A 24,842-nucleotide genomic window follows, 5' to 3' on the forward strand; every position below is an offset into this window, starting at 1 on the left:
AGGCTTAAAGGTAGAATTCTCTTATGTACCAGGTTGTTGCATCTGATTTAGATGGCACGCTCCTCGCTCCCGACCACCGCTTAACGCCGTATGCGAAAGAGACACTGAAATTATTGACCCAAAAAGGGCTTCATTTTGTGTTTGCGACCGGCCGCCATCATATCGACGTAGGGCAGATCCGCGATAATCTCGGGATTCAGGCTTATATGATCACCTCTAACGGCGCGCGCGTGCATGACACTGACGGTAATCTGCTGTTTGCTCACAATCTCGATCGTGATATTGCCGCCGATCTCTTTGGTGTGATGCACAGTAGCCCCGATATCATCACCAACGTTTATCGCGACGACGAGTGGTTTATGAATCGCCATCGCCCGGAAGAGATGCGTTTCTTCAAAGAAGCGGTGTTCAACTATCAACTTTTTGAGCCTGGCCTGCTGGAGCCGGAAGGCGTCAGCAAAGTCTTCTTCACCAGTAATAGCCACGAAGTCTTACTGCCGCTGGAGCAGGCGATTAACGCGCGCTGGGGCGATCGCGTGAATGTGAGTTTCTCCACGTTGACCTGTCTGGAAGTGATGGCGGGCGGCGTCTCCAAAGGCCACGCGCTGGAAGCGGTAGCGAAGAAACTGGGCTATAGCCTGCAAGACTGCATTGCTTTTGGCGATGGTATGAACGATGCCGAAATGCTGTCGATGGCGGGTAAGGGCTGCATCATGGCCGGGGCACATCAGCGTCTGAAGGATCTGCATCCGGAACTGGAAGTGATTGGCTCTAATGCCGATGACGCGGTGCCGCACTACCTGCGTAAGCTCTATCTTGCTTAAAAAATGACGACTGAGTGTTTATTGCTCAGTCGTCAACCGTTCTCTTCGCTACAATGCGTGTTCATCTTCCTGAGAGACATTCATTGTGGCGCTACTCATTATCACCACTCTTCTGTGGGCCTTCTCTTTTAGCTTTTACGGTGAGTATCTGGCCGGGCACGTCGACAGCTATTTTGCCGTACTGGTGCGCGTTGGTCTGGCAGCACTCGTATTTCTGCCGTTTCTGCGCACCCGTGGCAACAGCCTGAAAACGGTCAGCTTGTATATGCTGGTGGGTGCGATGCAGCTTGGCGTGATGTATATGCTCAGCTTCCGCGCGTATCTCTACCTGACGGTGTCCGAACTGTTGCTGTTTACCGTGCTGACGCCGCTCTATATCACCCTGATTTATGACCTGATGAGTAAGCGCCGCCTGCGCTGGGGCTATGCGTTCAGCGCATTGCTGGCGGTGATTGGTGCGGGGATTATTCGCTACGATCAGGTGACGGACCATTTCTGGACCGGCCTGCTGCTGGTGCAGCTCTCCAATATCACCTTTGCGATTGGCATGGTGGGATACAAACGTCTGATGGAAATCCGCCCAATGCCGCAGCATAACGCTTTTGCGTGGTTCTATCTTGGCGCGTTTTTGGTGGCGATTGTGGCATGGTCGCTGCTGGGCAACGCTCAGAAGATGCCGGAGACCACGCTGCAATGGAGCATTCTGGTGTTTCTTGGCGTGGTGGCTTCCGGAATTGGCTACTTTATGTGGAACTATGGCGCAACTCAGGTAGATGCCGGAACGCTGGGCATCATGAACAATATGCACGTGCCGGCGGGGCTGCTGGTTAACCTGGCTATCTGGCATCAACAGCCGCACTGGCCGACATTCATTACAGGCGCGCTGGTGATCCTGGCGTCGCTGTGGGTGCATCGAAAGTGGGTCGCTCCGCGCTCTTCACGAACGGAAGATGATCGCACGCGTGGTTCCGCGCTGAACGAATAAACGCCTCCGTGACCGGCTGACGCTGCTCGCCATCGCGCACAGCGGCGTACAGCCGGCTCCATAAACCCTCGCCCAGCGTTTTTGTCACCACCAGACCCTGGCGTTCAAAACTCTCTACCACCCAATGCGGCAGCGCGGCAATCCCCATTCGCGCGGCAACCATCTGAATCAACAATAACGTGTTATCGACGCTTTTCAGCGACGGGCTGATACCCGCCGGTTGCAGAAAGTGACGCCAGATATCCAGGCGCGAACGCTGTACCGGATAAATCAGCAGCGTCTCGCTGGCGAGATCTTCCGGCGTAATGCGCGTTTTTGCCGCCAGTGGATGGTCAGGCGCGATAACCAGACGCACCTCATAATCAAACATCGGCGAATAGTGCAGCCCGCTGCGCGGCAGAATATCGGAGGTCATGACCAGATCCAGCTCGCCCTGCTGCAGCGCAGGTTGCGGGTCAAACGTGACACCCGATTTAAAATCCATCTCCACCTGCGGCCAGTTCTTATGGAAGTTCTCCAGTGCAGGCGTCAGCCACTGAATGCAGCTATGACACTCAATGGCAATGCGCAGACGCGTCTGCTGCGGCTCGTTGCAGGCCTGAAGCGCCTGACTGATTTGCGGCAGCACCTGGTTTGCCAACTGGAGCAGGATCTCACCCTGCGGCGTAAAGCGCAGCGGCTGGCTCTTACGTACAAATAGCCGAAAGCCAAGGCGCTGTTCCAGATCGCTGAACTGGTGGGAAAGGGCGGATTGAGTCTGATGCAGCGTGGCCGCCGCAGCGGCGAGCGACCCGCAGTTCCGCAACGCTTGTAGCGTCTTCAGATGTTTAACTTCGATCATGAAAGTCCTTCACTTCGGCATGAACAATTTGCGCTTGAGGAATATACAGTAACCGCCAATTATGGATGTGTAAACATCTGGACGGCTAAAACATGAAAATTCCATAAGAGGCATACTATGACAATTCTTAATCACACCCTCGGTTTCCCTCGCGTTGGCCTGCGTCGCGAGCTGAAAAAGGCGCAAGAAAGTTACTGGGCGGGCAACTCGACTCAGGAAGAACTGCTGTCAGTGGGGCGTGAACTGCGCACGCGTCACTGGGATCAGCAAAAACAGGCAGGCATTGACCTGCTTCCGGTGGGCGACTTCGCCTGGTACGACCATGTTCTGACGACCAGCCTGATGCTGGGTAACGTTCCGGCTCGTCATCAGAACAGCGATGGATCGGTGGATATCGACACCCTGTTCCGTATTGGCCGTGGGCGCGCCCCCACCGGCGAACCAGCGGCGGCAGCGGAAATGACCAAATGGTTTAACACTAACTATCACTATATGGTTCCTGAATTTGTTAAAGGTCAGCAGTTCAAACTGACCTGGATGCAACTGCTGGATGAGGTCGACGAAGCGCTGGCGCTGGGCCATAAAGTGAAGCCTGTGCTGCTGGGGCCGGTGACCTATCTGTGGCTGGGTAAAGTTAAAGGTGAAGTGTTTGACCGTCTGAGCCTGCTCAAAGACATTCTCCCGGTTTATCAGCAGGTGCTGAGCGAACTGGCAAAACGCGATATTGAGTGGGTACAGATTGATGAACCGGCGCTGGTGCTGGAGCTGCCGCAGGCGTGGCGGGAAGCCTATCAATCCACTTATGATGCTCTTCAGGGGCAGGTGAAATTGCTGTTGACGACTTACTTTGAGGGCGTCACACCTAATCTGGAGACCATTACTGCTCTGCCGATCCAGGGCCTGCATGTTGACCTGGTTCATGGCAAAGATGATGTTGCCGAACTGCATAAGCGCTTGCCTACCGATTGGGTGCTCTCCGCCGGGTTGATTAACGGACGTAACGTCTGGCGCGCCGATCTTACGGAAAAATATGCACAAATCCGCGAGATCGTCGGCAAACGCTCGCTGTGGGTGGCATCGTCTTGCTCATTGCTGCACAGCCCAATCGATCTGAGTGTGGAAACGCGTCTGGATGCGGAGGTGAAAAGCTGGTTTGCCTTCGCTCTGCAAAAATGTGAAGAACTGGCGCTGTTGCGCGATGCGCTCAATAGCGGTGATACGTCTGCGCTGGCAGCGTGGAGCGCCCCGATTCAGGCGCGTCGTCACTCAACCCGCGTTAATAATGCGGCGGTAGCAAAACGTCTGGCGACCATTACCCGGCAGGATAGCCAGCGTGCAAATGCTTATGACGTGCGAGCGCAAGCCCAGCGTGCGCGTTTTAACCTGCCCGCATGGCCGACCACTACGATTGGTTCCTTCCCGCAAACCACGGAAATTCGTACTCTCCGCCTGGATTTCAAAAAGGGGAACCTTGACGCGAATCACTATCGCACAGGGATCGCGGAGCAGATTAAACAGGCCATTGTGGAGCAGGAACGTTTAGGGCTTGATGTCCTGGTTCACGGCGAAGCCGAGCGTAACGACATGGTGGAATACTTTGGCGAACATCTGGACGGCTTCGTCTTTACGCAAAACGGCTGGGTACAGAGCTACGGTTCCCGCTGTGTGAAACCGCCGATTGTTATTGGTGACGTCAGCCGCCCGGCTCCGATCACCGTGGAGTGGGCAAAATATGCGCAGTCGCTGACTGACAAGCCGGTGAAAGGGATGCTGACTGGCCCGGTGACCATTCTCTGTTGGTCGTTCCCGCGTGAAGACGTGAGCCGTGAAACCATCGCCAAACAGATTGCGCTGGCGCTGCGCGATGAAGTGGCGGATCTGGAAGCAGCAGGAATCGGTATTATTCAGATTGACGAACCGGCGTTGCGCGAAGGTTTACCGCTGCGTCGTAGTGACTGGGACGCGTATCTGGAGTGGGGTGTTGAAGCCTTTCGTATCAATGCTGCTGTGGCAAAAGATGATACCCAGATCCACACTCACATGTGTTACTGCGAGTTCAACGACATCATGGATTCCATTGCCGCGCTGGATGCAGACGTGATCACTATCGAAACCTCGCGTTCCGACATGGAGTTGCTGGAGTCGTTTGAAGAGTTTGATTACCCAAACGAAATCGGGCCTGGCGTATATGACATTCATTCACCGAACGTACCGAGCGTGGAATGGATTGAAGCCTTGCTGAAGAAAGCCGAACAGCGCATCCCGGCGGAACGCCTGTGGGTCAACCCGGACTGTGGCCTGAAAACCCGCGGCTGGCCAGAGACGCGCGCGGCGCTGGCGAACATGGTGCAAGCGGCGCAGAATCTGCGTCGAGGGTAAGTTTACCAGGCCCGGTAAGCGAAAGCGCTACCGGGCAAAGCGTTTATTTTTTCGCGCCATACTGCGCAAACCACGCCAGCATTCTCTGCCAGCCATCTTTCGCAGATTCCTCATGATAGCTCGGACGATAATCCGCATTGAACGCATGCCCGGCATCGGGGTAAACAATAATATCCGCTTTGGCATTCGCAGCGCGCAACGCCTGGCGCATGGTGTCCACCGTATCAACCGGAATGCCGGTATCCTGACCACCGTATAAACCCAGTACCGGCGCATTGAGATCGACGGCGATATCGACAGGATGTTTCGGTGAATTCAGTGATTTATCGCCCAGTAATTTCCCATACCAGGCGACGGCGGCTTTTAACTGCGGGTTATGCGCGGCATACAGCCAGGCGATGCGGCCACCCCAACAGAAGCCGGTGATCATCAGGCGGCTGGCATCCCCACCATTGCGTGATGCCCAGTTGGCAACGTGGTCAAGATCGGCCAGCACCTGTGCGTCAGGGACTTTCATGACCAGATTATTAAAGAGGGTCGGGATATCGGCATAATCATTGGGATCACCCTGACGGAAATAGAGCTCCGGCGCGACGGCAAGATAGCCCTCTTTTGCCAGGCGACGGCAGATATCGCGGATATGTTCATGGACGCCAAAAATCTCCTGCACTACGATTACCACCGGAAGCGGGCCATCGCTCTGTTTTGGACGCGCGTGGTAAGCGGGCAGTAAATCGCCCTGAGACGGAATAGAGGTCTCGCCGGCAATAATCGCCTCGTCAGAAGTATGAACGGCAGTAGCGGCGTGAGGGGATGCGGCAGGTGCAAATCCAGGTTGGTTGTTGGTCATGGCATTCTCCGTACCTTTAAATGAGCTTTTAGCGCTTCTTTAATATAGACAAATCACAGTGCCTGAAGACGGGCGATTTTTGTGCAACAACGGAAGATATAACTTGTTAATGTGATGTGAATCACTTTTTGCGTGGAATCTAATGCAATATTTTTGACTCCAGGTGACGGCGGTCACGAAATGTTGCCTTCGTCTTCTGTAAAGTGGCTTTTTGCTTCTTCTGACAAACCCGATCCACAGAGGAGTTTTCTATGTCTAAGTCTGATGTTTTTCATCTCGGCCTCACCAAAAATGATTTACAAGGGGCTACGCTCGCTATCGTCCCTGGCGATCCAGAGCGTGTGGAAAAGATCGCCGCGCTGATGGAAAAGCCGGTCAAACTGGCATCTCACCGCGAATTTACCTCCTGGCGTGCTGAACTTGATGGCAAGCCGGTGATTGTATGCTCCACCGGTATCGGCGGCCCATCCACTTCTATTGCCGTTGAAGAGCTGGCCCAACTGGGTATCCGCACTTTCCTGCGCGTCGGCACTACCGGTGCGATTCAGCCGCATATCAATGTGGGCGACGTACTGGTCACCACCGCATCCGTTCGTCTGGACGGCGCGAGCCTGCACTTTGCACCGATGGAATATCCGGCAGTAGCGGATTTCGACTGCACCACCGCGCTGGTGGCGGCAGCCAAAGAGATTGGCGCGACCACCCACGTTGGCGTAACGGCCTCTTCCGACACCTTCTATCCGGGTCAGGAACGCTACGATACCTTCTCTGGCCGCGTGGTTAGCCGCTTCAAAGGCTCCATGGAAGAGTGGCAGTCGATGGGCGTGATGAACTACGAGATGGAATCCGCGACGCTGCTGACCATGTGCTCCAGCCAGGGGCTGCGCGCAGGGATGGTTGCAGGCGTGATTGTGAACCGTACTCAGCAGGAGATCCCGAACGCTGAGACGATGAAACAAACCGAAAGCCACGCGGTGAAAATCGTTGTGGAAGCGGCCCGCCGCCTGCTGTAAACCTTCTTCTCTTCTTAAAGGCCGACACGTTCGGCCTTTTTCATTTTGCGTACCTCCTCGCAGGAAAACCCTTTCAAACTGGACATTTATACAGCACAATTCTATTTTTGCCGTAAGTCGTTCATGCAGGGGGCATTGTGGATATCGCCATTCTTATTTATTTTCTGGTTGCACTGGCGGGCGTGGCGCTGGGCTGGCTGGCCGCGAGCTATCGTGTGGCGCAGCAGCGGGCGGAACAACTGGTCGAAGAACGTGATATCTACGGCGAACTGAGCGCTGCGAAGCAGCAGCTGGCGCAAAACGCGCACTGGCGCGAGGAGTGTGAGCTGCTGAATAATGAACTGCGCAGCCTGCGTGAAATCAACACCTCGCTGGAGGCCGATCTGCGTGAAGTGACCACCCGACTTGAAGCCACGCAACACCATGCTGAGGACAAAATTCGCCAGATGATCAACAGCGAGCAGCGTCTGAGCGAGCAGTTTGAAAACCTGGCGAATCGTATCTTTGAACACAGCAATCGTCGGGTTGATGAGCAAAACCGTCAAAGCCTCAACAGTTTGCTTACTCCGTTGCGCGAGCAGCTTGATGGTTTTCGTCGCCAGGTGCAGGACAGCTTTGGTCAGGAAGCAAAAGAGCGCCATACGCTTGCCCATGAAATTCGTAATCTGCAACAGCTGAATGAACAGATGACGCGTGAAGCCGTCAACCTGACGCGCGCGTTAAAAGGCGACAATAAAACTCAGGGCAACTGGGGCGAAGTGGTGCTGACGCGCGTACTGGAAGCTTCTGGCCTGCGGGAGGGTTACGAATACGAAACTCAGGTCAGTATCGAAACCGATACCCGCGCCCGCATGCAGCCGGACGTCATTGTTCGCCTGCCACAGGGAAAGGATGTCGTGGTGGATGCCAAAATGACGCTGGTGGCCTATGAGCGCTATTTCAATGCCGAAGACGATTACACCCGTGAACTGGCGCTCCAGGAGCACATCGCGGCGGTGCGTAATCATATTCGCCTGCTGGGTCGAAAAGATTATCAACAGCTTCCGGGGCTACGATCGCTGGACTACGTCCTGATGTTTATCCCTGTCGAACCCGCCTTTTTGCTGGCATTAGACCGACAGCCCGAACTGATCAATGAAGCTTTAAAAAATAACATTATGCTGGTAAGTCCTACTACTTTATTGGTAGCACTGCGTACCATTGCCAATCTCTGGCGCTATGAGCACCAGAGCCGTAATGCGCAGCAGATCGCTGAACGGGCCAGCCGTCTGTACGACAAAATGCGCCTGTTTATTGATGATATGTCCGCCATTGGGCAGAGCCTGGATAAAGCGCAGGACAACTATCGTCAGGCGATGAAGAAACTCTCTTCCGGGCGCGGGAACCTGCTGGCGCAAACGGAAGCGTTCCGTCACCTCGGTGTCGAGGTGAAACGCGAGATTAATCCGGATTTAGTCGAGCAGGCTACGGCGCAGGATGATGAGTTTCGTTTGCGGCAAGGGATTGATTCTGAGGATGACGATCCCCTGGCCGCAGGTAACGGTTAACCCCGTTTGAGGGAGTGTGACGGGGTTGAATCGTAGGGCAATTGCGCCCAATCTGTTACACTCCATGAACATTTTCTTTATAAGCAGGCTTAGAGATGGCTGAGGAATCACAAGACACGACGCACTTTGGCTTTAAGACAATCGCCAAATCCCAGAAAGAAGACATGGTCGCTCACGTTTTCCACTCTGTGGCCGCAAAATACGATGTGATGAACGACTTAATGTCGTTTGGTATTCACCGTTTATGGAAGCGTTTTACCATTGACTGTAGCGGCGTTCGTCGTGGGCAGACCGTCCTCGATTTGGCAGGCGGTACGGGTGATTTAACGGCGAAGTTCTCTCGCATGGTGGGAGAAACCGGTCGCGTCGTGCTGGCTGATATCAACGACTCTATGCTGAAAATGGGGCGCGAAAAGCTGCGCAACCACGGCGTTATTGGCAACGTGGAGTATGTACAGGCGAACGCCGAAGCGCTGCCGTTCCCGGATAACACTTTCGACTGCATCACTATCTCTTTCGGTCTGCGTAACGTTACCGACAAAGAAAAAGCGCTGCGCTCGATGTATCGCGTACTGAAACCCGGTGGTCGCCTGCTGGTGCTTGAGTTCTCAAAACCGATCATCGAACCGCTGAGCAAAGCCTATGATGCTTACTCCTTCCACATCCTGCCGCGCATTGGTGAAATGGTGGCGAATGATGCAGAAAGCTACCGCTATCTGGCGGAATCCATCCGTATGCACCCCGATCAGGAAACCCTGAAAGCGATGATGCAGGATGCCGGGATGGATAGCGTTGAGTACTTCAACCTGACGGCAGGCATTGTGGCGTTGCATCGTGGCTATAAGTTCTGACAGGAGGGCCAGATGCCTTTAAAACCCTTAGTGACTGCCGGCATCGAAACGGCGCTGAACACTTTTCTGTGGCGTGAGCGGGCGCTTAAGCCTGCCCGGCAACGTTTGGTGGGAAAAGTGCTGCGCGTTGAACTCAAAGAGTTCACGACGCCGCTGGTGCTGGTGTTTAGCGAGCGGCAGGTCGATGTGCTGGGGGCGTGGGAAGGCGAGGCCGACTGTACAGTTGCGACGCGTATCGGCGTCCTGCCGCAGCTGCGTAATCGTCAGCAACTGACGGCGCTCATCCGCAACGGTGACCTGGAAGTGCAGGGTGACATCCAGGTCGTACAAAACCTTGTCGCGCTGGCCGACCTGGCCGAGTTTGACCCGGCAGAGTTGCTGGCGCCCTATACCGGTGATATCGCCGCCGAAGGCGTCAGTAAAGTCCTGCGCGGCGGCGCGAAGTTCCTGCAGCAAGGTCTGGCTCGCCAACAGCATTACGTGGCGGAGGCCGTCACCGAAGAGTGGCGACTGGCGCCCGGCGCGCTGGAATTAGCCTGGTTCGCTGAAGAGACAATGGCCGTGGAACGCGCCGTTGAAGCGCTGATGAAGCGGCTGGAAAAACTGGAGGGGAAATGACGCCAGGAGAATTACGGCGCCTGTATTTTATCATCCACACCTTTTTGAGTTACGGGCTCGATGAGCTCATTCCCAAAATGCGCATCACCCTGCCGCTGCGAATCTGGCGTCGGATGTTGTTCTGGATGCCAAATCGCCACAAAGACCGCCCGCTGGGTGAACGCATGCGTCTGGCATTGCAGGAGTTAGGCCCGGTTTGGATCAAACTCGGCCAGATGCTCTCTACCCGCCGCGATCTCTTCCCGCCGCATATTGCCGACCAGCTCAGTATGCTTCAGGACCGCGTTGCGCCGTTTGACGGCTTACAGGCGCAAAAGCTGATGGAAAAAGCGATGGGGGATCTCCCTATCGAAAGCTGGTTTGACGATTTTGATATTAATCCGCTGGCATCCGCGTCGATTGCTCAGGTGCACACTGCGCGTCTGAAAGAGAATGGCAAAGAGGTAGTGATCAAAGTCATTCGCCCGGATATCCTGCCGGTTATCAAAGCGGATATGAAACTTATCTACCGTCTGGCGCGTTGGGTTCCTCGCCTGCTGCCGGATGGTCGTCGCCTGCGCCCGGTTGAAGTGGTGCGCGACTATGAAAAAACGCTGATTGATGAGCTGAATTTGCTGCGCGAAGCGGCGAACGCCATTCAGTTGCGGCGCAATTTCGAAGACAGTCCGATGCTCTATGTGCCGGAAGTGTACTCCGACTATTGCAGCGAAAACATGATGGTGATGGAGCGCATTTACGGTATTCCAGTGTCGGATACCGAAGCGTTACTGAAGCAAAATACCAACATGAAACTTCTGGCCGAGCGTGGCGTGCAGGTCTTCTTCACCCAGGTCTTCCGCGACAGCTTCTTCCATGCAGACATGCACCCGGGCAATATTTTTGTCAGCTATGAGCATCCGGAAGATCCCCAATATATCGGCATTGACTGCGGGATTGTTGGTTCGCTGAATAAAGAAGATAAGCGCTATCTGGCAGAGAACTTCATCGCCTTCTTTAACCGAGACTACCGCAAAGTGGCCGAGTTACACGTTGATTCTGGCTGGGTACCGCCGGATACCAACGTTGAAGATTTCGAGTTCGCGATTCGTACCGTTTGTGAACCTATCTTCGAGAAACCGCTGGCGGAAATCTCCTTCGGGCATGTGTTGCTAAACTTATTTAACACTGCGCGCCGTTTCAACATGGAAGTGCAGCCGCAGCTGGTGCTGCTGCAAAAAACGCTGCTTTACGTGGAAGGCGTGGGGCGACAGCTTTATCCGCAGCTCGATTTATGGCAAACGGCGAAGCCGTTCCTGGAATCCTGGCTGAAAGATCAGATAGGTATTCCGGCGCTGGTTCGCGCGTTGAAAGCAAAAGCGCCGTTCTGGATCGAAAAAATGCCCGAATTACCGGAACTGGTGTACGACAGTTTGCGCCAGAGCAAACATTTACAGAGCAGTTTGGATAAGCTTGCCGGCGACATCACCGTGCATCGTACCCGTCAGGGTCAGTCACGGTATCTCTTTGGTATAGGTGCTGTTTTATTATTGAGCGGTACACTACTGCTAATAAATCGCCCGGAATGGGGCTTCATGCCCGCGTGGCTCATGGGCGCGGGGCTGGTGGTATGGTTCGCTGGCTGGCGTAAAACGCGCTGAATTTTGCATCGCTATCACGAGGGCGCATACGTATAATGCGTCAATGGTTATTTCATCATCTATCACAGAGGAAGATGTATGGGTGGTATTAGTATTTGGCAGTTGCTGATTATCGTCGTTATCGTGGTTCTGCTTTTCGGGACTAAAAAGCTGAGCTCGCTGGGGTCTGATTTGGGCGCGTCCATCAAGGGCTTTAAGAAAGCCATGGGTGATGACGATGACAAGAAAGACAAGTCGACTCAGGATGCGGACTTCACTGCAAAATCAATTACTGATAAGCAGGAAGACGTGAAAAAAGACGAAGCGAAACGCCACGACAACGAGCAGGTGTAATTCGTGTTTGATATTGGTTTCAGTGAACTGCTGCTGGTATTCGTGATTGGCCTTGTCGTGTTGGGGCCAAAACGTCTGCCGGTTGCGGTTAAAACGGTTGTTGGCTGGATTCGCGCGCTGCGCTCTCTGGCGACAACGGTGCAAAACGAGCTGACCCAGGAGCTTAAACTTCAGGAATTTCAGGACAGCCTGAAAAAAGTGGAGAAAGCGAGCCTGGATACCCTATCGCCAGAGCTGAAGGCGTCGATGGATGAGCTGCGTGAAGCGGCGGAATCTATGAAGCGCTCTTACTCCATCCACGATCCTGAAAAGGCGAGTGATGAAGCCAACACTATCCATAACCCGATAGTGAAGGACAGCGAGGAACAGCGCGCCGGGGTTACCCCGTCGACGGCCGAACATCGGGCCAGTACCGACGAGCAGGTACCATCCCCCGCTGAAACCCACACGCCAGAAGCGGCGGCGGTTGGTGACTCTGAAAAAGAGAAAAAAACCGCCTCCGTTCCTGATTCATCCCCTGCATCAAGTGATAAATCGTAAACATGGGCGTAGAAGATACTCAACCGCTGGTGTCGCACCTGATTGAACTGCGTAAGCGTCTGCTTAACAGCATCATGGCGGTGTTCATCATTTTTCTGGCGTTAGTCTATTTCGCCAACGATATCTATCAACTGGTCTCTGCACCGCTCATCCGGCAGATGCCCGTTGGGGCGACGATGATTGCAACGGATGTCGCATCACCGTTCTTCACCCCCATCAAGCTGACCTTCATGGTGTCGATTATCCTGTCGGCCCCGGTGATCCTTTATCAGGTGTGGGCCTTTGTTGCGCCTGCACTGTATAAGCATGAACGCCGTCTGGTGGTGCCGCTGCTGGTTTCCAGTACGGTGCTGTTCTATACCGGTATGGCTTTTGCCTATTTCGTGGTGTTCCCTCTGGCGTTCGGTTTCCTGACGCATGCCGCGCCTGCGGGCGTACTGGTCTCGACCGATATCAAGAGCTACCTCGATTTTGTGATGTCGCTGTTCATCGCGTTCGGGGTTTCCTTCGAAGTGCCGGTAGCGATTGTGCTGCTTTGCTGGGTGGGCGTGACCACGCCGGAAGATCTGCGTAAAAAGCGCCCGTACGTACTGGTTGGTGCGTTCGTTATTGGTATGCTGTTGACGCCGCCGGATGTCTTCTCGCAAACCTTGCTGGCGATACCGATGTACTGTCTGTTTGAGGTCGGCGTGTTCTTCGCCCGCTTCTATACCGGCAAGCGAGCGACGCGTGACGAAGATGCGGAAGCCGAAGCTGAAGCCGATAAAAACGAAGAATAATATCACCGCCCGTCAGGGCGGTTTTCGTATGGAGCCGAGATGTTTGATATTGGCGTAAACCTTACCAGCTCGCAGTTTTCCCACGATCGCGATGACGTTATCGCCCGCGCTCAGGCTGCAGGCGTCAGTGGGATGCTGCTGACCGGTACCAATCGACATGAAAGCGAAGAAGCGCAACGGCTGGCACAGCGGTTTGCCGGGTGCTGGTCCACTGCGGGTGTGCATCCGCACGATAGCAGCAGCTGGAACCCGGAAGTGGAAGCGAGCATCCGTAAACTGGCGCAGCAACCGGAAGTGGTGGCGATTGGTGAATGCGGGCTGGACTTCAACCGCAATTTCTCTACCCCAGCAGAGCAGGAAGCGGCGTTTAGCGCGCAGCTGGCACTGGCGGCGGAACTGTCGATGCCGGTCTTTATGCACTGTCGGGACGCTCATGACCGTTTTCTGGCATTGCTCGACCCGTGGCTGAATAAGCTGCCGGGCGGGGTTTTGCACTGCTTCACCGGCACACGTGAAGAGATGCAGGCCTGTGTCGACCGTGGCCTGTATATCGGCATAACCGGCTGGGTTTGCGACGAGCGTCGCGGGCTGGAACTGCGCGAGCTGCTGCCCTTTATTCCGGCAGAGCGATTGATGATTGAAACGGATGCGCCTTATTTACTGCCGCGCGACCTGTCGCCAAAACCGAAATCACGACGCAACGAACCTGCCTACGTGGCGCACATCCTGACGCAAATTGCCCACTGGCGCGGCGAAGAGGCGCAGTGGCTGGAATCCGCCACTGACAATAACGTCAAGGCACTGTTTAATATTACGTTTTAGTTGCTGTCGGTTTTGCGAAAATCGGTGTTCTTCACGCTTTGCATGACCTGCTTGTTGAGCAGATTGAGCAGCAACATCGAGCGGGCTTCGCCGTCAGGTTCAGAGAAAATTGCCTGCAGACCTTCGAATGCGCCTTCAGTAATTACCACGCTGTCGCCGGGGTACGGCGTGCTGGGATCGGTAACGCCTTCCGGCTTATACACCGAAAGCTGATGAATAACACTGGAAGGAACCGTGGCCGGATGCATACCAAAACGCACAAAATGGCTGACGCCACGCGTCGCATTAATGGTAGTGGTATGAATCACTTCCGGGTCAAATTCAACAAAAAGGTAGTTGGGGAAAAGCGGTTCACTGACTGAAGTACGCTTACCGCGTACGATTTTCTCCAGGGTGATCATGGGCGTCAGGCAACTCACTGCCTGCCGTTCAAGATGTTCCTGAGCGCGCTGAAGTTGACCGCGTTTGCAGTACAGTAAATACCAGGCTTGCATAATGACTCTTTTCCACAATGTAGCGTGCAAGCATAACAAAAGTGTGATGCGATCGCGATGATAACTGATAGCGATAAGTCGAGCGTATTGGTTCACGTGATTTTAACAAAAATACAGCATCACAGCCGCATTCGCCGTATAATGAGGCGCTTACCAGGAGGCCATTAATTTCCCCATGAAATACCACGATCTACGCGACTTTCTGACATTGCTGGAGCAACAGGGCGAACTGAAACGTATTACGTTACCTGTAGATCCTCACCTGGAAATCACCGAAATTGCCGATCGCACCCTGCGTGCTGGCGGCCCGGCGTTACTGTTTGAGAACCCAACGGGTTACGACATGCCGGTGCTGTGTAACCTGTTCGGAACGCCAAAGCGCGTGGCGATGGGGATGGGGCAGGAGGATGTCAGCGCACTGCGCGAAGTGGGGAAACTGCTGGCCTTCCTGAAGGAGCCTGAACCACCGAAAGGGTTCCGTGACCTCTTCGATAAACTCCCTCATTTCAAACAAGTGCTTAACATGCCGACTAAGCGTCTGCGTGGCGCGCCCTGTCAGCAAAAAATTATCTCCGGTGATGACGTTGATTTATCGCGTATTCCGGTGATGACCTGCTGGCCGGAAGATGCGGCACCGTTAATCACCTGGGGGCTGACGGTTACGCGCGGCCCGCACAAAGAGCGGCAGAATCTGGGCATTTATCGCCAACAGGTGATCGGCAAAAACAAACTGATTATGCGCTGGTTGTCGCATCGCGGCGGCGCGCTCGATTTTCAGGAGTGGTGCGCGGCGCATCCGGGCGAGCGATTCCCGGTCTCCGTGGCGCTGGGCGCCGACCCTGCGACGATTCTCGGCGCGGTCACGCCGGTGCCGGATACGCTGTCGGAATACGCGTTCGCCGGTTTGTTGCGTGGGACTAAAACCGAAGTGGTGAAGTGCGTTTCCAACGACCTTGAAGTACCTGCCAGCGCGGAAATCGTGCTGGAAGGGTATATCGAAATCGGTGAGATGGCGCCGGAAGGACCCTATGGTGACCACACGGGTTACTACAACGAAGTGGATAACTTCCCGGTGTTTACCGTCACGCATATTACCCAGCGCGATGATGCGATTTATCACTCGACCTACACCGGACGTCCGCCTGATGAACCGGCGGTGTTGGGTGTGGCGTTAAACGAAGTCTTCGTACCGATTCTGCAAAAGCAGTTCCCGGAAATTGTCGACTTTTACCTGCCGCCTGAAGGCTGTTCTTACCGCCTGGCGGTTGTTACGATGAAAAAACAGTACGCCGGTCACGCGAAACGGGTGATGATGGGCGTATGGTCGTTTTTACGCCAGTTTATGTACACCAAGTTTGTTATCGTCTGCGATGATGATGTGAATGCGCGTGACTGGAATGATGTTATCTGGGCGATTACCACCCGTATGGACCCCGCGCGGGATACAGTACTGGTGGAAAACACGCCGATAGATTATCTGGATTTTGCCTCGCCGGTTTCCGGTCTGGGGTCAAAAATGGGGCTGGATGCCACCAATAAATGGCCAGGAGAAACCCAACGTGAATGGGGGCGTCCGATCAAAAAAGATCCGGCGGTTACGGCGCGTATTGACGCTATCTGGGATGAGCTGGCCATTTTTAGCGACAGCAAACGCGATTAGCGCGGCTGTTCTGCCTGTTCTGCCTGTTCAGGCACTGATGATTGGGGCACTATTCAGACCCTGAAATGACTATAAGATCCGACAGAGGGAGCGCATGACAATTTTAAGCTGTAAAGTGACCTCGGTAGATGCCATCACCGACACTGTATATCGCGTCCGTTTAGTACCCGAAGCCCCATTCTCGTTCCAGGCGGGTCAGTATTTAATGGTCGTGATGGATGAGCGTGATAAGCGTCCGTTCTCCATGGCCTCCACGCCGGATCAACAGGACTATATCGAACTGCATATTGGCGCATCGGAGCTGAATCTGTACGCGATGGCGGTTATGGATCGCATTCTGAAGGATTGCGAAATTGTCGTTGATATTCCTCATGGCGAAGCCTGGCTGCGCGACGATGAAGAACGTCCGCTGATTTTAATCGCGGGCGGTACGGGCTTCTCCTACGTGCGCTCCATTCTGCTGACTGCACTGAAGCGTAACCCTAACCGTGATGTCACCATCTACTGGGGCGGTCGTGAAGAGAAACATCTGTATGACCTGGCCGAGCTGGAAGCGTTAACGGTTAATCATCCGAAGCTGAATGTTATCCCGGTTGTTGAGCAGCCTGATGATGAGTGGCGTGGCCGCTCCGGTACCGTGCTGACGGCAGTATTGCAGGATTACGGTACGCTGGCGGAGCATGATATCTATATTGCAGGCCGTTTCGAGATGACGAAAATCGCCCGTGACCTGTTCTGCAATGAACGTCAGGCGCGTGAAGACCGCCTGTTTGGCGATGCGTTTGCCTTTATTTAAGCAATAAAAAACCCGCCCCTGACAGGCGGGAAGAACGGCAACTAACCTATTTATTCGTAGGCCGGATCCCGGCCTACAAGTACTTATACGCGTTCAAATACGGTCGCAATCCCCTGACCTAACCCGATACACATTGTCGCCAGGCCGAACTGGGCGTCTTTGCGTTCCATCAGGTTCAGCAGCGTGGTACTGATACGCGCACCTGAACATCCCAACGGATGACCCAGCGCGATCGCCCCACCGTTGAGGTTGATCTTCTCGTCTATCTGTTCTGTCAGCCCCAGATCTTTAATACATGGCAGGATCTGCGCGGCAAACGCTTCGTTCATTTCAAACAGGTCGATATCGCTTACCGACAGGCCCGCTTTTTTCAGCGCCAGCTTAGACGCCGGAACCGGGCCATAACCCATGATAGACGGATCGCAGCCGACAACCGCCATTGAGCGAATGCGCGCGCGCGGCGTGAAGCCCAGTTCGCGGGCACGACTTTCGCTCATGACCAGCATGGCGGAAGCGCCATCGGAAAGCGCGGAAGAGGAGCCAGCGGTAACCGTGCCGGTGACCGGGTCGAATGCCGGTTTCAGCGTTGCGAGCGCTTCAACGGTGGTTTCCGGTCGAATCACTTCATCGTAGTTAAACTGTTTCAGAACGCCGTCGGCGTCGTGGCCACCGGTCGGGACGATCTCATTTTTGAACGCGCCGGACTGGGTTGCGGCCCAGGCACGTGCGTGAGAGCGGGCGGCAAAAGCGTCCTGCATCTCACGGCTGATGCCGTGCATCCGTGCCAGCATTTCGGCGGTTAAGCCCATCATGCCCGCCGCTTTAGCGACGTTACGGCTTAAACCTGGGTGGAAGTCGACGCCGTGGCTCATCGGCACGTGGCCCATATGTTCAACACCGCCGATAAGACAGGCGTGCGCATCACCGGTCATGATCATGCGCGCGGCATCGTGCAACGCCTGCATCGATGAACCACACAGTCGGTTAACGGTATTTGCCGGAACTGAGTGCGGTACTTCCGCCAGAAGGGCGGCGTTACGGGCAATGTTAAAACCCTGCTCCAGCGTCTGCTGCACGCAGCCCCAGTAAATATCATCAAGAGACGCCGCTTCCAGCGCCGGGTTGCGCGCCAGCAGGCTACGCATCAGGTGCGCGGAGAGATCTTCCGCACGCACGTGACGAAATGCGCCGCCTTTTGAACGGCCCATCGGGGTACGAATTGCATCGACAATGACAACCTGTTCCATTGTGACTCCTTAAGCCGTTTTCAGCGTGCCAACCGGACGGGCGGGCTCCACTGCGGGATAATACGGTTCGTTATGACGCGCCTTACTGCGCAGACCTTCCGGCACGTCATACAACGGGCCGAGGTGCTGATACTGCTGCGCCATATCGAGATATTTCGCGCTACCCAGCGTATCCAGCCAGCGGAATGCGCCGCCGTGGAAGGGAGGGAAGCCCAGGCCGTAAACCAGCGCCATGTCTGCTTCTGCCGGGCTGGCAATAATGCCTTCCTCCAGGCAACGCACCACTTCGTTGACCATCGGGATCATCATGCGGGCGATAATCTCTTCGTCGCTGAAGTCGCGCTTTGGCTGGCTGACTTCTGCCAGCAGGTCGTCAACGGCGGCATCTTCTTCTTTCTTCGGTTTACCTTTGCTGTCTTCTTTATAACGCCAGAAGCCGAGACCGTTTTTCTGCCCGAAACGATTAGCCTCAAACAGCGCGTCGATAGCATCGCGATATTCTTTCTGCATGCGCTGCGGGAAGCCTGCCGCCATCACCGCCTGGGCGTGGTGTGCGGTATCAATGCCGACCACGTCCAGCAGATAGGCCGGGCCCATCGGCCAGCCGAACTGTTTCTCCATCACTTTGTCGACTTTGCGGAAATCCGCACCGTCGCGCAGCAACTGGCTGAAACCGGCGAAGTAGGGGAACAGCACGCGGTTAACGAAGAAGCCGGGGCAGTCGTTGACCACAATCGGCGTTTTGCCCATCTGGCTGGCCCAGGAGACCACTTTGGCGATGGTTTGCTCGCTGGTTTTTTTACCGCGAATAATCTCAACCAGCGGCATACGGTGCACCGGGTTGAAGAAGTGCATGCCGCAGAAGTTTTCCGGGCGTTCCAGCGCCTCGGCCAGTTCGCTAATCGGAATGGTGGAGGTATTAGAGGCCAGAACAGCATCCGGGCGCACTTTCTGCTCGGTTTCGGCCAGCACCGCTTTTTTCACCTTCGGATTTTCAACAACCGCTTCCACGACCACGTCGACACGATCGAACCCGGCGTAATCCAGCGTGGGCTGAATGGTGGAAATGACGCCTGCCAGTTTCAGACCATCAATTTTGCCGCGCTCAAGCTGCTTATTGAGCAGTTTACTGGCTTCCGTCATACCAAGCGTCAGCGATTTCTCGTTGATATCTTTCATGATCACCGGCACGCCTTTCCAGGCCGACTGATAGGCAATGCCGCCGCCCATAATGCCTGCGCCCAGAACGGCCGCGTGTTTCGGCGCATCGGTGGTTTTGGCGAGTTTTTTCGCCAGGCCTTTTACGTACTGATCGTTCAGGAAGATGCCAACCAGCGCGCGCGCTTCATTGGTGTGCGCCAGCGGAACAAAGCTTTGGTTTTCCAGCTTCAGCGCGTCATCGCGTCCCAGACGGGCAGCGGCTTCAATGGTTTTCACCGCCGTAATCGGCGCCGGGTAGTGTTTACCCGCCGTCTGCATCACCATGCCTTTGGCGATAGTGAAGCTCATGGTGGCTTCCACTTTACTGAGCTTCAGCGGTTCCAGTTTCGGACGACGCTTCGCGCGCCAGTCGAGATCGCCGTTTATCGCCTGGCGCAATACGGCCAGCGCACCGTCAATCAGTTTCTCGTGTTTAACAACGCCATCCACCAGACCGATTTTCAGCGCGTGTTCAGCACCAACATCTTTCCCGGCGGCGATAATTTCCAGCGCGCTGTCTGCGCCCAGCAGGCGTGGCATACGCACGGAGCCGCCAAAACCAGGCATGATCCCCAGTTTGGTTTCCGGCAGGCCGATGCGCAGGTCTGGCGTCGCTAAACGGTAATCGGTCGCCAGTACGCATTCGCAGCCACCGCCCAGCGCGTAGCCGTTCACGGCGGCGATGGTCGGAACCGGTAAATCTTCCAGACGATTAAAGACGCTGTTGGCGAAATGCAGCCATTCGCTGAGTTGCTCTTCCGGCACCAGGAACAGCGAGAGGAATTCGGTAATGTCTGCGCCGACGATAAACGCCGCCATTTCAGAGCGCAGTAGCAGCCCTTTCAGCTCTTTTTGTTTTTCGAGGACATCGAGCGCGTGACCGAGGCTGGCTACGGTCGCCGTATCTAATTTGTTCACCGAGCCGGGGGCATCGAACACCAGTTCGGCAATGCCATCTTCCAGCCAGTTGAGGTACAGGGTATCGCCTTTGTAGAGCATGTCAGTCTCCTGAATCCAGCAGTGTAATCTGGTCGTACCAGATGAGCCTGAGTGTGGTTTTTATGTTAATAAATTGCAAATTACTCTTTAAATATTTGCTGGGGAGATCACGACTGGTGGAGATCACGCAGGTTCGGCGAGGTGTGCTAAGATGCGAAAACTTGAGGGCAAAAATGTACAAGGACTAAAAATGGAATCACTGGCTGCACTCTACAAAAATCATATCGCCACCCTGCAGGAAAGAGCGCGTAACGCGCTGGACCGCTTCAAGCTGGATGCGCTGTTAATTCATTCCGGCGAACTGATGAATGTGTTCCTCGATGATCATGCGTATCCGTTCAAGGTCAACCCGCAGTTCAAGGCCTGGGTGCCCGTAACACAAGTGCCGAACTGCTGGCTACTGGTGGATGGCGTCAACAAACCGAAGCTGTGGTTCTACCTGCCGGTCGATTACTGGCACAACGTTGAGCCGCTGCCGACCTCTTTCTGGACAGAGGAAGTTGAGGTCATTGCGCTGCCGAAAGCAGACGGTATTGCCGGGCAACTGCCGGCGGCGCGTGGAAATATTGCCTATATCGGTCCGGTTCCGGAGCGCGCGATTGGCCTGGGTATTGCTGCCGATAAGATCAACCCGAAAGGGGTGATTGATTACCTGCACTACTATCGTTCTTATAAAACGGATTACGAACTGGCCTGTATGCGCGAAGCGCAGAAAACGGCGGTCAACGGCCATCGCGCAGCGGAAGAAGCTTTCCGCTCCGGGATGAGCGAGTTCGACATCAATCAGGCGTATCTGACGGCGACCGGCCATCGCGATACCGATGTACCGTATGGCAACATCGTGGCGCTGAACGAGCACGCCTCTGTGCTGCATTACACTAAACTGGATCACCGCGTGCCGTCTGAAGTGCGTAGCTTCCTGCTGGATGCTGGCGCGGAATATAACGGTTATGCCGCTGATCTCACCCGTACCTGGTCGGCGCACAGCGACAATGATTTCGCTCATCTGATTAAAGACGTGAACGACGAGCAGCAGGCGCTGATTGCCACCATGAAAGCGGGTGTCAGCTACGTGGATTATCACATCCAGTTTCATCAGCGCATCGCAAAAATCCTGCGTAAACATCAAATCCTCACTGACATGAGCGAAGAAGCGATGGTCGAAAACGACCTGACCGGGCCGTTTATGCCGCACGGTATTGGTCACCCGTTGGGATTACAGGTCCATGATGTCGCAGGCTTTATGCAGGATGATACCGGCACGCACCTGGCTGCGCCGTCGAAATATCCGTACCTGCGCTGCACTCGCGTGCTGCAGCCACGCATGGTGTTAACCATCGAGCCGGGCATTTACTTCATTGAATCTCTGCTGGCGCCGTGGCGTGAAGGGCAGTTCAGCAAACACTTCAACTGGCAGAAAATTGAAGCACTGAAACCGTTCGGCGGGATTCGTATCGAAGATAACGTCGTGATCCACGAAAATAACGTTGAAAACATGACGCGCGATCTGAAACTGGCGTAATGGAAAGTTGGCCGATACCGGCGTCGCCGGTCACGTTTACTGAAGAGATTAAAAAGAGCCGTTTCATCACCCTGCTGGCGCATACCGATGGGGTGGAGGCGGCGAAAGCGTTTGTTGAGTCGGTAAGGGCGGAACATCCTGATGCCCGTCACCACTGCGTCGCCTGGGTTGCCGGGCGGCCAGATGACTCACAGCAGCTTGGCTTTTCAGATGATGGTGAACCGGCGGGAACGGCAGGTAAGCCCATGCTGGCGCAGCTTATGGGAAGCGGCGTCGGTGAAATTACCGCCGTGGTGGTTCGCTACTACGGCGGCGTGCTGTTGGGTACAGGCGGCCTGGTGAAAGCCTATGGCGGCGGCGTTCAGCAGGCGCTAAATCAACTCACAACACAAATCAAAACGCCATTAACCGAATATACTCTGTTGTGTGAATACGGTCAGTTATCGGGGATTGAAACGCTGCTGGGGCAATTCTCTGGCGTCATTGTTGACAGTGATTATCAGGCATCGGTACAGCTACGTGTGGCGCTTCCGCAAGCGAAAGTGGATGCTTTTACAGCAAAACTGGCTGATTTTAGTCGTGGTTCATTGCAATTGTTAGCGATTGAAGAATAATCCCCCTCCTTACTTTTATACCAAAGGAAGCGCCAGAGATGCATTTTCGTGCCATAACCCGAATCGTCGGACTTCTGGTCATCTTGTTTTCGGGAACCATGATCCTTCCCGGCCTGGTGGCATTGATTTACCGCGATGGCGCCGGGCGGGCATTTACCCAAACCTTTTTTGTCGCGCTGGTGATTGGCTCGCTACTGTGGTGGCCGAACCGCCGCGAGAAAGGCGAACTTAAATCGCGCGAAGGGTTTTTGATTGTGGTCCTGTTCTGGACCGTATTGGGCAGCGTGGGTGCGCTTCCCTTTATCTTCTCTGAGCAGCCAAACCTCACGATAACCGATGCTTTTTTTGAATCCTTTTCCGGCCTAACGACGACAGGCGCGACGACGCTGGTGGGTCTTGATTCTCTGCCGCATGCGATTCTCTTTTATCGACAGATGCTGCAATGGTTCGGCGGTATGGGGATCATCGTGTTAGCCGTGGCGATTCTGCCTATCCTCGGCGTCGGGGGAATGCAGCTTTATCGTGCCGAGATGCCGGGGCCGCTGAAGGATAACAAGATGCGACCGCGTATTGCGGAAACGGCAAAAACACTGTGGCTCATCTATGTGTTGCTGACCGTCGCCTGTGCGCTTGCACTGTGGTTTGCGGGCATGCCGGCTTTCGACGCCATCGGTCACAGTTTCGCGACTATCGCGATTGGTGGTTTTTCGACGCATGATGCCAGCGTGGGTTACTTCGACAGCCCAACGATTAACACCATTATTGCTATCTTCTTACTGATCTCCGGGTGTAACTACGGTCTGCACTTCTCGTTACTGAGTGGGCGGAGCCTGAAGGTGTACTGGCGTGATCCGGAATTCCGGATGTTTATTGGCGTTCAGTTGACGCTGGTGTTTATCTGTACGCTGGTGCTCTATTTCCATAACGTTTACAGCTCTGCGCTGACGACAATTAACCAGGCCTTCTTCCAGGTGGTGTCGATGGCGACGACGGCGGGCTTTACGACGGACAGCATCGCTCGCTGGCCGCTCTTCCTGCCGGTGCTGTTACTCTGCTCGGCGTTTATCGGCGGTTGCGCCGGGTCGACGGGCGGGGGGCTGAAGGTGATTCGTATCCTGCTGCTGTTCAAGCAGGGGAACCGCGAACTAAAACGTCTGGTGCATCCGAATGCGGTGTATAGCATCAAGCTGGGCAACCGTGCGCTGCCGGAACGTATTCTGGAAGCAGTATGGGGCTTCTTCTCTGCGTATGCGCTTGTGTTCATTATCAGTATGTTGGCAATTATCGCGACCGGCGTGGATGACTTCTCTGCGTTTGCTTCGGTAGTGGCAACGCTGAATAACCTTGGTCCAGGGCTTGGCGTAGTGGCGGATAACTTTGCCAGTATGAACCCGGTGGCGAAGTGGATCCTGATTGCGAACATGCTGTTTGGTCGTCTGGAAGTCTTTACGCTGCTGGTGTTGTTTACCCCCACCTTCTGGCGCGAATAAGTGGAGCTTACGTTGAAAACATTAATTCTCTTCTCTACCCGTGATGGGCAGACGCGTGAAATTGCCGCGTATCTCTCTTCTGAGCTCAAAGAGCTGGGTATTGATTCCGAGCTGGTGAATCTGAATCGCACTCAGGACGTTGAGTGGGAACAGTATGACCGCGTTGTGGTGGGAGCTTCGATTCGCTATGGGCACTTCCATTCAGCGGTCGATCGTTTTGTGAAAAAGCATGCCGCGCAGATGCAGGCATTACCGAGCGCTTTCTTCTCGGTGAACCTGGTGGCGCGTAAACCCGAGAAGCGATCGCCGCAGACCAATAACTACACGCGTAAGTTTCTGTTGGCCTCACCGTGGCAGCCGGATGCCTGCGCCGTTTTTGCCGGGGCGCTGCGTTACCCGCGTTACCGCTGGTATGACCGCTTTATGATCCGTCTGATTATGAAGATGACGGGCGGCGAAACGGATACCCGTAAAGAAGTGGTTTATACGGACTGGCAGCAGGTAGCCCATTTCGCCCGCGAAATTGCGCATATTCCGCGCAAATAGCGCACGAATGTAGCGCATTGCCTGGAAAATGAGCGAATGAAAGGTTTTTTGTATTTTATGCTTGCGAGATCTCAATTACTCCCTATAATGCGCCTCCACTGACACGGAACAACGGCCTCTAAGCCGCCGGGTTAGCAGGCTTCCTTCGGGAACGCCGCCAGAGAAAAGCGAAAATAAGCGCTTGACTCTGAAGGAGGAAAGCGTAGTATGCGCACCTCGCAACGGTGAGCTTCACGCCGCGTTGCAACTGCTCTT

23 protein-coding genes are annotated in these 24,842 nt (G+C 54.8%); 18 read left to right on the plus strand and 5 right to left on the minus strand.

The window, feature by feature from the left end:
• Window positions 1-23: 23 nt before the first annotated feature.
• Window positions 24-824 carry a sugar/pyridoxal phosphate phosphatase YigL gene (yigL, locus tag NMC31_RS21875; protein ID WP_253899070.1) on the plus strand — a complete coding sequence of 267 codons (801 nt, stop codon included), beginning with the start codon at window positions 24-26 and terminating at the stop codon, window positions 822-824.
• 85 nt (window positions 825-909) lie between these two features.
• Window positions 910-1,809, plus strand: a complete 900-nt coding sequence (gene bioP, locus NMC31_RS21880) for a biotin transporter (protein ID WP_149464894.1) — start codon at window positions 910-912, stop codon at window positions 1,807-1,809.
• Here the strand turns inward: bioP and metR are convergent.
• Window positions 1,697-2,650, minus strand: a complete 954-nt coding sequence (metR, locus tag NMC31_RS21885; RefSeq protein ID WP_253899071.1) for an HTH-type transcriptional regulator MetR — start codon at window positions 2,648-2,650, stop codon at window positions 1,697-1,699. The two genes, bioP and metR, sit on opposite strands and share 113 nt — an antisense overlap.
• A 117-nt stretch (window positions 2,651-2,767) precedes the next feature.
• On the opposite strand from metR, the gene metE reads away from it, so the two are divergent.
• Window positions 2,768-5,029 carry a 5-methyltetrahydropteroyltriglutamate--homocysteine S-methyltransferase gene (metE, locus tag NMC31_RS21890; protein ID WP_253899072.1) on the plus strand — a complete coding sequence of 754 codons (2,262 nt, stop codon included), beginning with the start codon at window positions 2,768-2,770 and terminating at the stop codon, window positions 5,027-5,029.
• Window positions 5,030-5,072: 43 nt separating this feature from the next.
• On the opposite strand, the gene NMC31_RS21895 is transcribed toward metE, so the two are convergent.
• Entirely contained in the window at window positions 5,073-5,879 is an 807-nt protein-coding gene (locus NMC31_RS21895) for a dienelactone hydrolase family protein (RefSeq protein WP_253899073.1), read from the minus strand.
• Between the two features lie 251 nt (window positions 5,880-6,130).
• Here NMC31_RS21895 and udp point away from each other — a divergent pair, with 251 nt between their 5' ends.
• The 9 genes from udp (at window position 6,131) to tatD (ending at window position 14,019) form a co-directional block, all read left to right on the plus strand.
• Window positions 6,131-6,892 (plus strand): uridine phosphorylase, encoded by a 762-nt coding sequence (gene udp, locus NMC31_RS21900; protein ID WP_015966413.1) that lies wholly within the window; start codon window positions 6,131-6,133, stop codon window positions 6,890-6,892.
• Window positions 6,893-7,029: 137 nt separating this feature from the next.
• Window positions 7,030-8,439 (plus strand): DNA recombination protein RmuC, encoded by a 1,410-nt coding sequence (gene rmuC / locus NMC31_RS21905; RefSeq protein ID WP_253899074.1) that lies wholly within the window; start codon window positions 7,030-7,032, stop codon window positions 8,437-8,439.
• Window positions 8,440-8,534: 95 nt separating this feature from the next.
• Window positions 8,535-9,290: a bifunctional demethylmenaquinone methyltransferase/2-methoxy-6-polyprenyl-1,4-benzoquinol methylase UbiE gene (gene ubiE, locus NMC31_RS21910; RefSeq protein WP_015966411.1), complete on the plus strand. Its 756-nt coding sequence runs from the start codon at window positions 8,535-8,537 to the stop codon at window positions 9,288-9,290.
• Window positions 9,291-9,302: 12 nt separating this feature from the next.
• Complete coding sequence (gene ubiJ / locus NMC31_RS21915; RefSeq protein ID WP_253899075.1) at window positions 9,303-9,908, plus strand: ubiquinone biosynthesis protein UbiJ; 606 nt, start codon at window positions 9,303-9,305, stop codon at window positions 9,906-9,908.
• A complete protein-coding gene (ubiB, locus tag NMC31_RS21920; RefSeq protein WP_149464900.1) occupies window positions 9,905-11,545 on the plus strand; it encodes a ubiquinone biosynthesis regulatory protein kinase UbiB in 1,641 nt (546 codons plus the stop codon). The genes ubiJ and ubiB overlap by 4 nt, the downstream gene beginning before the upstream one ends.
• Before the next feature lie 78 nt (window positions 11,546-11,623).
• Entirely contained in the window at window positions 11,624-11,878 is a 255-nt protein-coding gene (gene tatA / locus NMC31_RS21925) for a Sec-independent protein translocase subunit TatA (RefSeq protein WP_149464901.1), read from the plus strand.
• A gap of 3 nt (window positions 11,879-11,881) precedes the next feature.
• Window positions 11,882-12,418 carry a Sec-independent protein translocase protein TatB gene (tatB, locus tag NMC31_RS21930; RefSeq protein ID WP_253899076.1) on the plus strand — a complete coding sequence of 179 codons (537 nt, stop codon included), beginning with the start codon at window positions 11,882-11,884 and terminating at the stop codon, window positions 12,416-12,418.
• Window positions 12,419-12,420: 2 nt separating this feature from the next.
• Window positions 12,421-13,197, plus strand: coding sequence for a Sec-independent protein translocase subunit TatC (gene tatC / locus NMC31_RS21935; RefSeq protein ID WP_108476886.1), 777 nt, complete (start codon window positions 12,421-12,423; stop codon window positions 13,195-13,197).
• Window positions 13,198-13,236: 39 nt separating this feature from the next.
• A complete protein-coding gene (tatD, locus tag NMC31_RS21940) occupies window positions 13,237-14,019 on the plus strand; it encodes a 3'-5' ssDNA/RNA exonuclease TatD (RefSeq protein ID WP_253899077.1) in 783 nt (260 codons plus the stop codon).
• Here the strand turns inward: tatD and rfaH are convergent.
• On the minus strand, window positions 14,016-14,513 hold the full coding sequence (gene rfaH, locus NMC31_RS21945) for a transcription/translation regulatory transformer protein RfaH (protein ID WP_149464903.1): 498 nt from the start codon (window positions 14,511-14,513) through the stop codon (window positions 14,016-14,018). The genes tatD and rfaH overlap by 4 nt on opposite strands.
• A gap of 175 nt (window positions 14,514-14,688) precedes the next feature.
• Here rfaH and ubiD point away from each other — a divergent pair, with 175 nt between their 5' ends.
• Window positions 14,689-16,173 carry a 4-hydroxy-3-polyprenylbenzoate decarboxylase gene (ubiD, locus tag NMC31_RS21950; RefSeq protein ID WP_015966403.1) on the plus strand — a complete coding sequence of 495 codons (1,485 nt, stop codon included), beginning with the start codon at window positions 14,689-14,691 and terminating at the stop codon, window positions 16,171-16,173.
• 94 nt (window positions 16,174-16,267) lie between these two features.
• Complete coding sequence (gene fre / locus NMC31_RS21955) at window positions 16,268-16,969, plus strand: NAD(P)H-flavin reductase (protein WP_253899078.1); 702 nt, start codon at window positions 16,268-16,270, stop codon at window positions 16,967-16,969.
• Between the two features lie 83 nt (window positions 16,970-17,052).
• Here fre and fadA read toward each other — a convergent pair whose 3' ends face one another.
• Together fadA and fadB are read right to left on the minus strand one after the other, a co-directional pair.
• Window positions 17,053-18,216, minus strand: coding sequence for an acetyl-CoA C-acyltransferase FadA (gene fadA, locus NMC31_RS21960; RefSeq protein WP_231825696.1), 1,164 nt, complete (start codon window positions 18,214-18,216; stop codon window positions 17,053-17,055).
• 9 nt (window positions 18,217-18,225) lie between these two features.
• Window positions 18,226-20,415 (minus strand): fatty acid oxidation complex subunit alpha FadB, encoded by a 2,190-nt coding sequence (fadB, locus tag NMC31_RS21965; protein WP_253899079.1) that lies wholly within the window; start codon window positions 20,413-20,415, stop codon window positions 18,226-18,228.
• Window positions 20,416-20,605: 190 nt separating this feature from the next.
• On the opposite strand from fadB, the gene pepQ reads away from it, so the two are divergent.
• Genes pepQ through hemG form a run of 4 tightly spaced genes read left to right on the plus strand, consistent with a single transcriptional unit; the run spans window position 20,606 to window position 24,587 of the window.
• Window positions 20,606-21,937, plus strand: coding sequence for a Xaa-Pro dipeptidase (gene pepQ, locus NMC31_RS21970; RefSeq protein WP_253899080.1), 1,332 nt, complete (start codon window positions 20,606-20,608; stop codon window positions 21,935-21,937).
• Window positions 21,937-22,551, plus strand: a complete 615-nt coding sequence (locus tag NMC31_RS21975) for an IMPACT family protein (RefSeq protein WP_149464907.1) — start codon at window positions 21,937-21,939, stop codon at window positions 22,549-22,551. The genes pepQ and NMC31_RS21975 overlap by 1 nt, the downstream gene beginning before the upstream one ends.
• 38 nt (window positions 22,552-22,589) lie before the next feature.
• The gene (gene trkH / locus NMC31_RS21980) at window positions 22,590-24,041 is read left to right on the plus strand and encodes a Trk system potassium transporter TrkH (RefSeq protein WP_149464908.1); all 1,452 of its coding nucleotides are present in this window, start codon (window positions 22,590-22,592) and stop codon (window positions 24,039-24,041) included.
• A gap of 12 nt (window positions 24,042-24,053) precedes the next feature.
• Window positions 24,054-24,587, plus strand: a complete 534-nt coding sequence (gene hemG, locus NMC31_RS21985; protein WP_253899081.1) for a menaquinone-dependent protoporphyrinogen IX dehydrogenase — start codon at window positions 24,054-24,056, stop codon at window positions 24,585-24,587.
• Window positions 24,588-24,842: the final 255 nt, after the last annotated feature.

Origin of the sequence: Pseudocitrobacter vendiensis, assembly GCF_943590815.1 — a bacterium.
Classification (GTDB): Bacteria; Pseudomonadota; Gammaproteobacteria; order Enterobacterales; family Enterobacteriaceae; genus Pseudocitrobacter; species Pseudocitrobacter vendiensis.

Bases quoted from the DNA above. Each gene is read 5' to 3' on its own strand.
- yigL (WP_253899070.1), top strand. From the start codon at position 24: ATGTACCAGGTTGTTGCATCTGATTTAGATGGCACGCTCCTCGCTCCC.
- metR (WP_253899071.1), bottom strand. From the start codon at position 2,650: ATGATCGAAGTTAAACATCTGAAGACGCTACAAGCGTTGCGGAACTGC.
- metE (WP_253899072.1), top strand. From the start codon at position 2,768: ATGACAATTCTTAATCACACCCTCGGTTTCCCTCGCGTTGGCCTGCGT.
- NMC31_RS21895 (WP_253899073.1), bottom strand. From the start codon at position 5,879: ATGACCAACAACCAACCTGGATTTGCACCTGCCGCATCCCCTCACGCC.
- udp (WP_015966413.1), top strand. From the start codon at position 6,131: ATGTCTAAGTCTGATGTTTTTCATCTCGGCCTCACCAAAAATGATTTA.
- ubiE (WP_015966411.1), top strand. From the start codon at position 8,535: ATGGCTGAGGAATCACAAGACACGACGCACTTTGGCTTTAAGACAATC.
- ubiJ (WP_253899075.1), top strand. From the start codon at position 9,303: ATGCCTTTAAAACCCTTAGTGACTGCCGGCATCGAAACGGCGCTGAAC.
- ubiB (WP_149464900.1), top strand. From the start codon at position 9,905: ATGACGCCAGGAGAATTACGGCGCCTGTATTTTATCATCCACACCTTT.
- tatA (WP_149464901.1), top strand. From the start codon at position 11,624: ATGGGTGGTATTAGTATTTGGCAGTTGCTGATTATCGTCGTTATCGTG.
- tatC (WP_108476886.1), top strand. From the start codon at position 12,421: ATGGGCGTAGAAGATACTCAACCGCTGGTGTCGCACCTGATTGAACTG.
- tatD (WP_253899077.1), top strand. From the start codon at position 13,237: ATGTTTGATATTGGCGTAAACCTTACCAGCTCGCAGTTTTCCCACGAT.
- rfaH (WP_149464903.1), bottom strand. From the start codon at position 14,513: ATGCAAGCCTGGTATTTACTGTACTGCAAACGCGGTCAACTTCAGCGC.
- ubiD (WP_015966403.1), top strand. From the start codon at position 14,689: ATGAAATACCACGATCTACGCGACTTTCTGACATTGCTGGAGCAACAG.
- fre (WP_253899078.1), top strand. From the start codon at position 16,268: ATGACAATTTTAAGCTGTAAAGTGACCTCGGTAGATGCCATCACCGAC.
- fadA (WP_231825696.1), bottom strand. From the start codon at position 18,216: ATGGAACAGGTTGTCATTGTCGATGCAATTCGTACCCCGATGGGCCGT.
- fadB (WP_253899079.1), bottom strand. From the start codon at position 20,415: ATGCTCTACAAAGGCGATACCCTGTACCTCAACTGGCTGGAAGATGGC.
- pepQ (WP_253899080.1), top strand. From the start codon at position 20,606: ATGGAATCACTGGCTGCACTCTACAAAAATCATATCGCCACCCTGCAG.
- NMC31_RS21975 (WP_149464907.1), top strand. From the start codon at position 21,937: ATGGAAAGTTGGCCGATACCGGCGTCGCCGGTCACGTTTACTGAAGAG.
- trkH (WP_149464908.1), top strand. From the start codon at position 22,590: ATGCATTTTCGTGCCATAACCCGAATCGTCGGACTTCTGGTCATCTTG.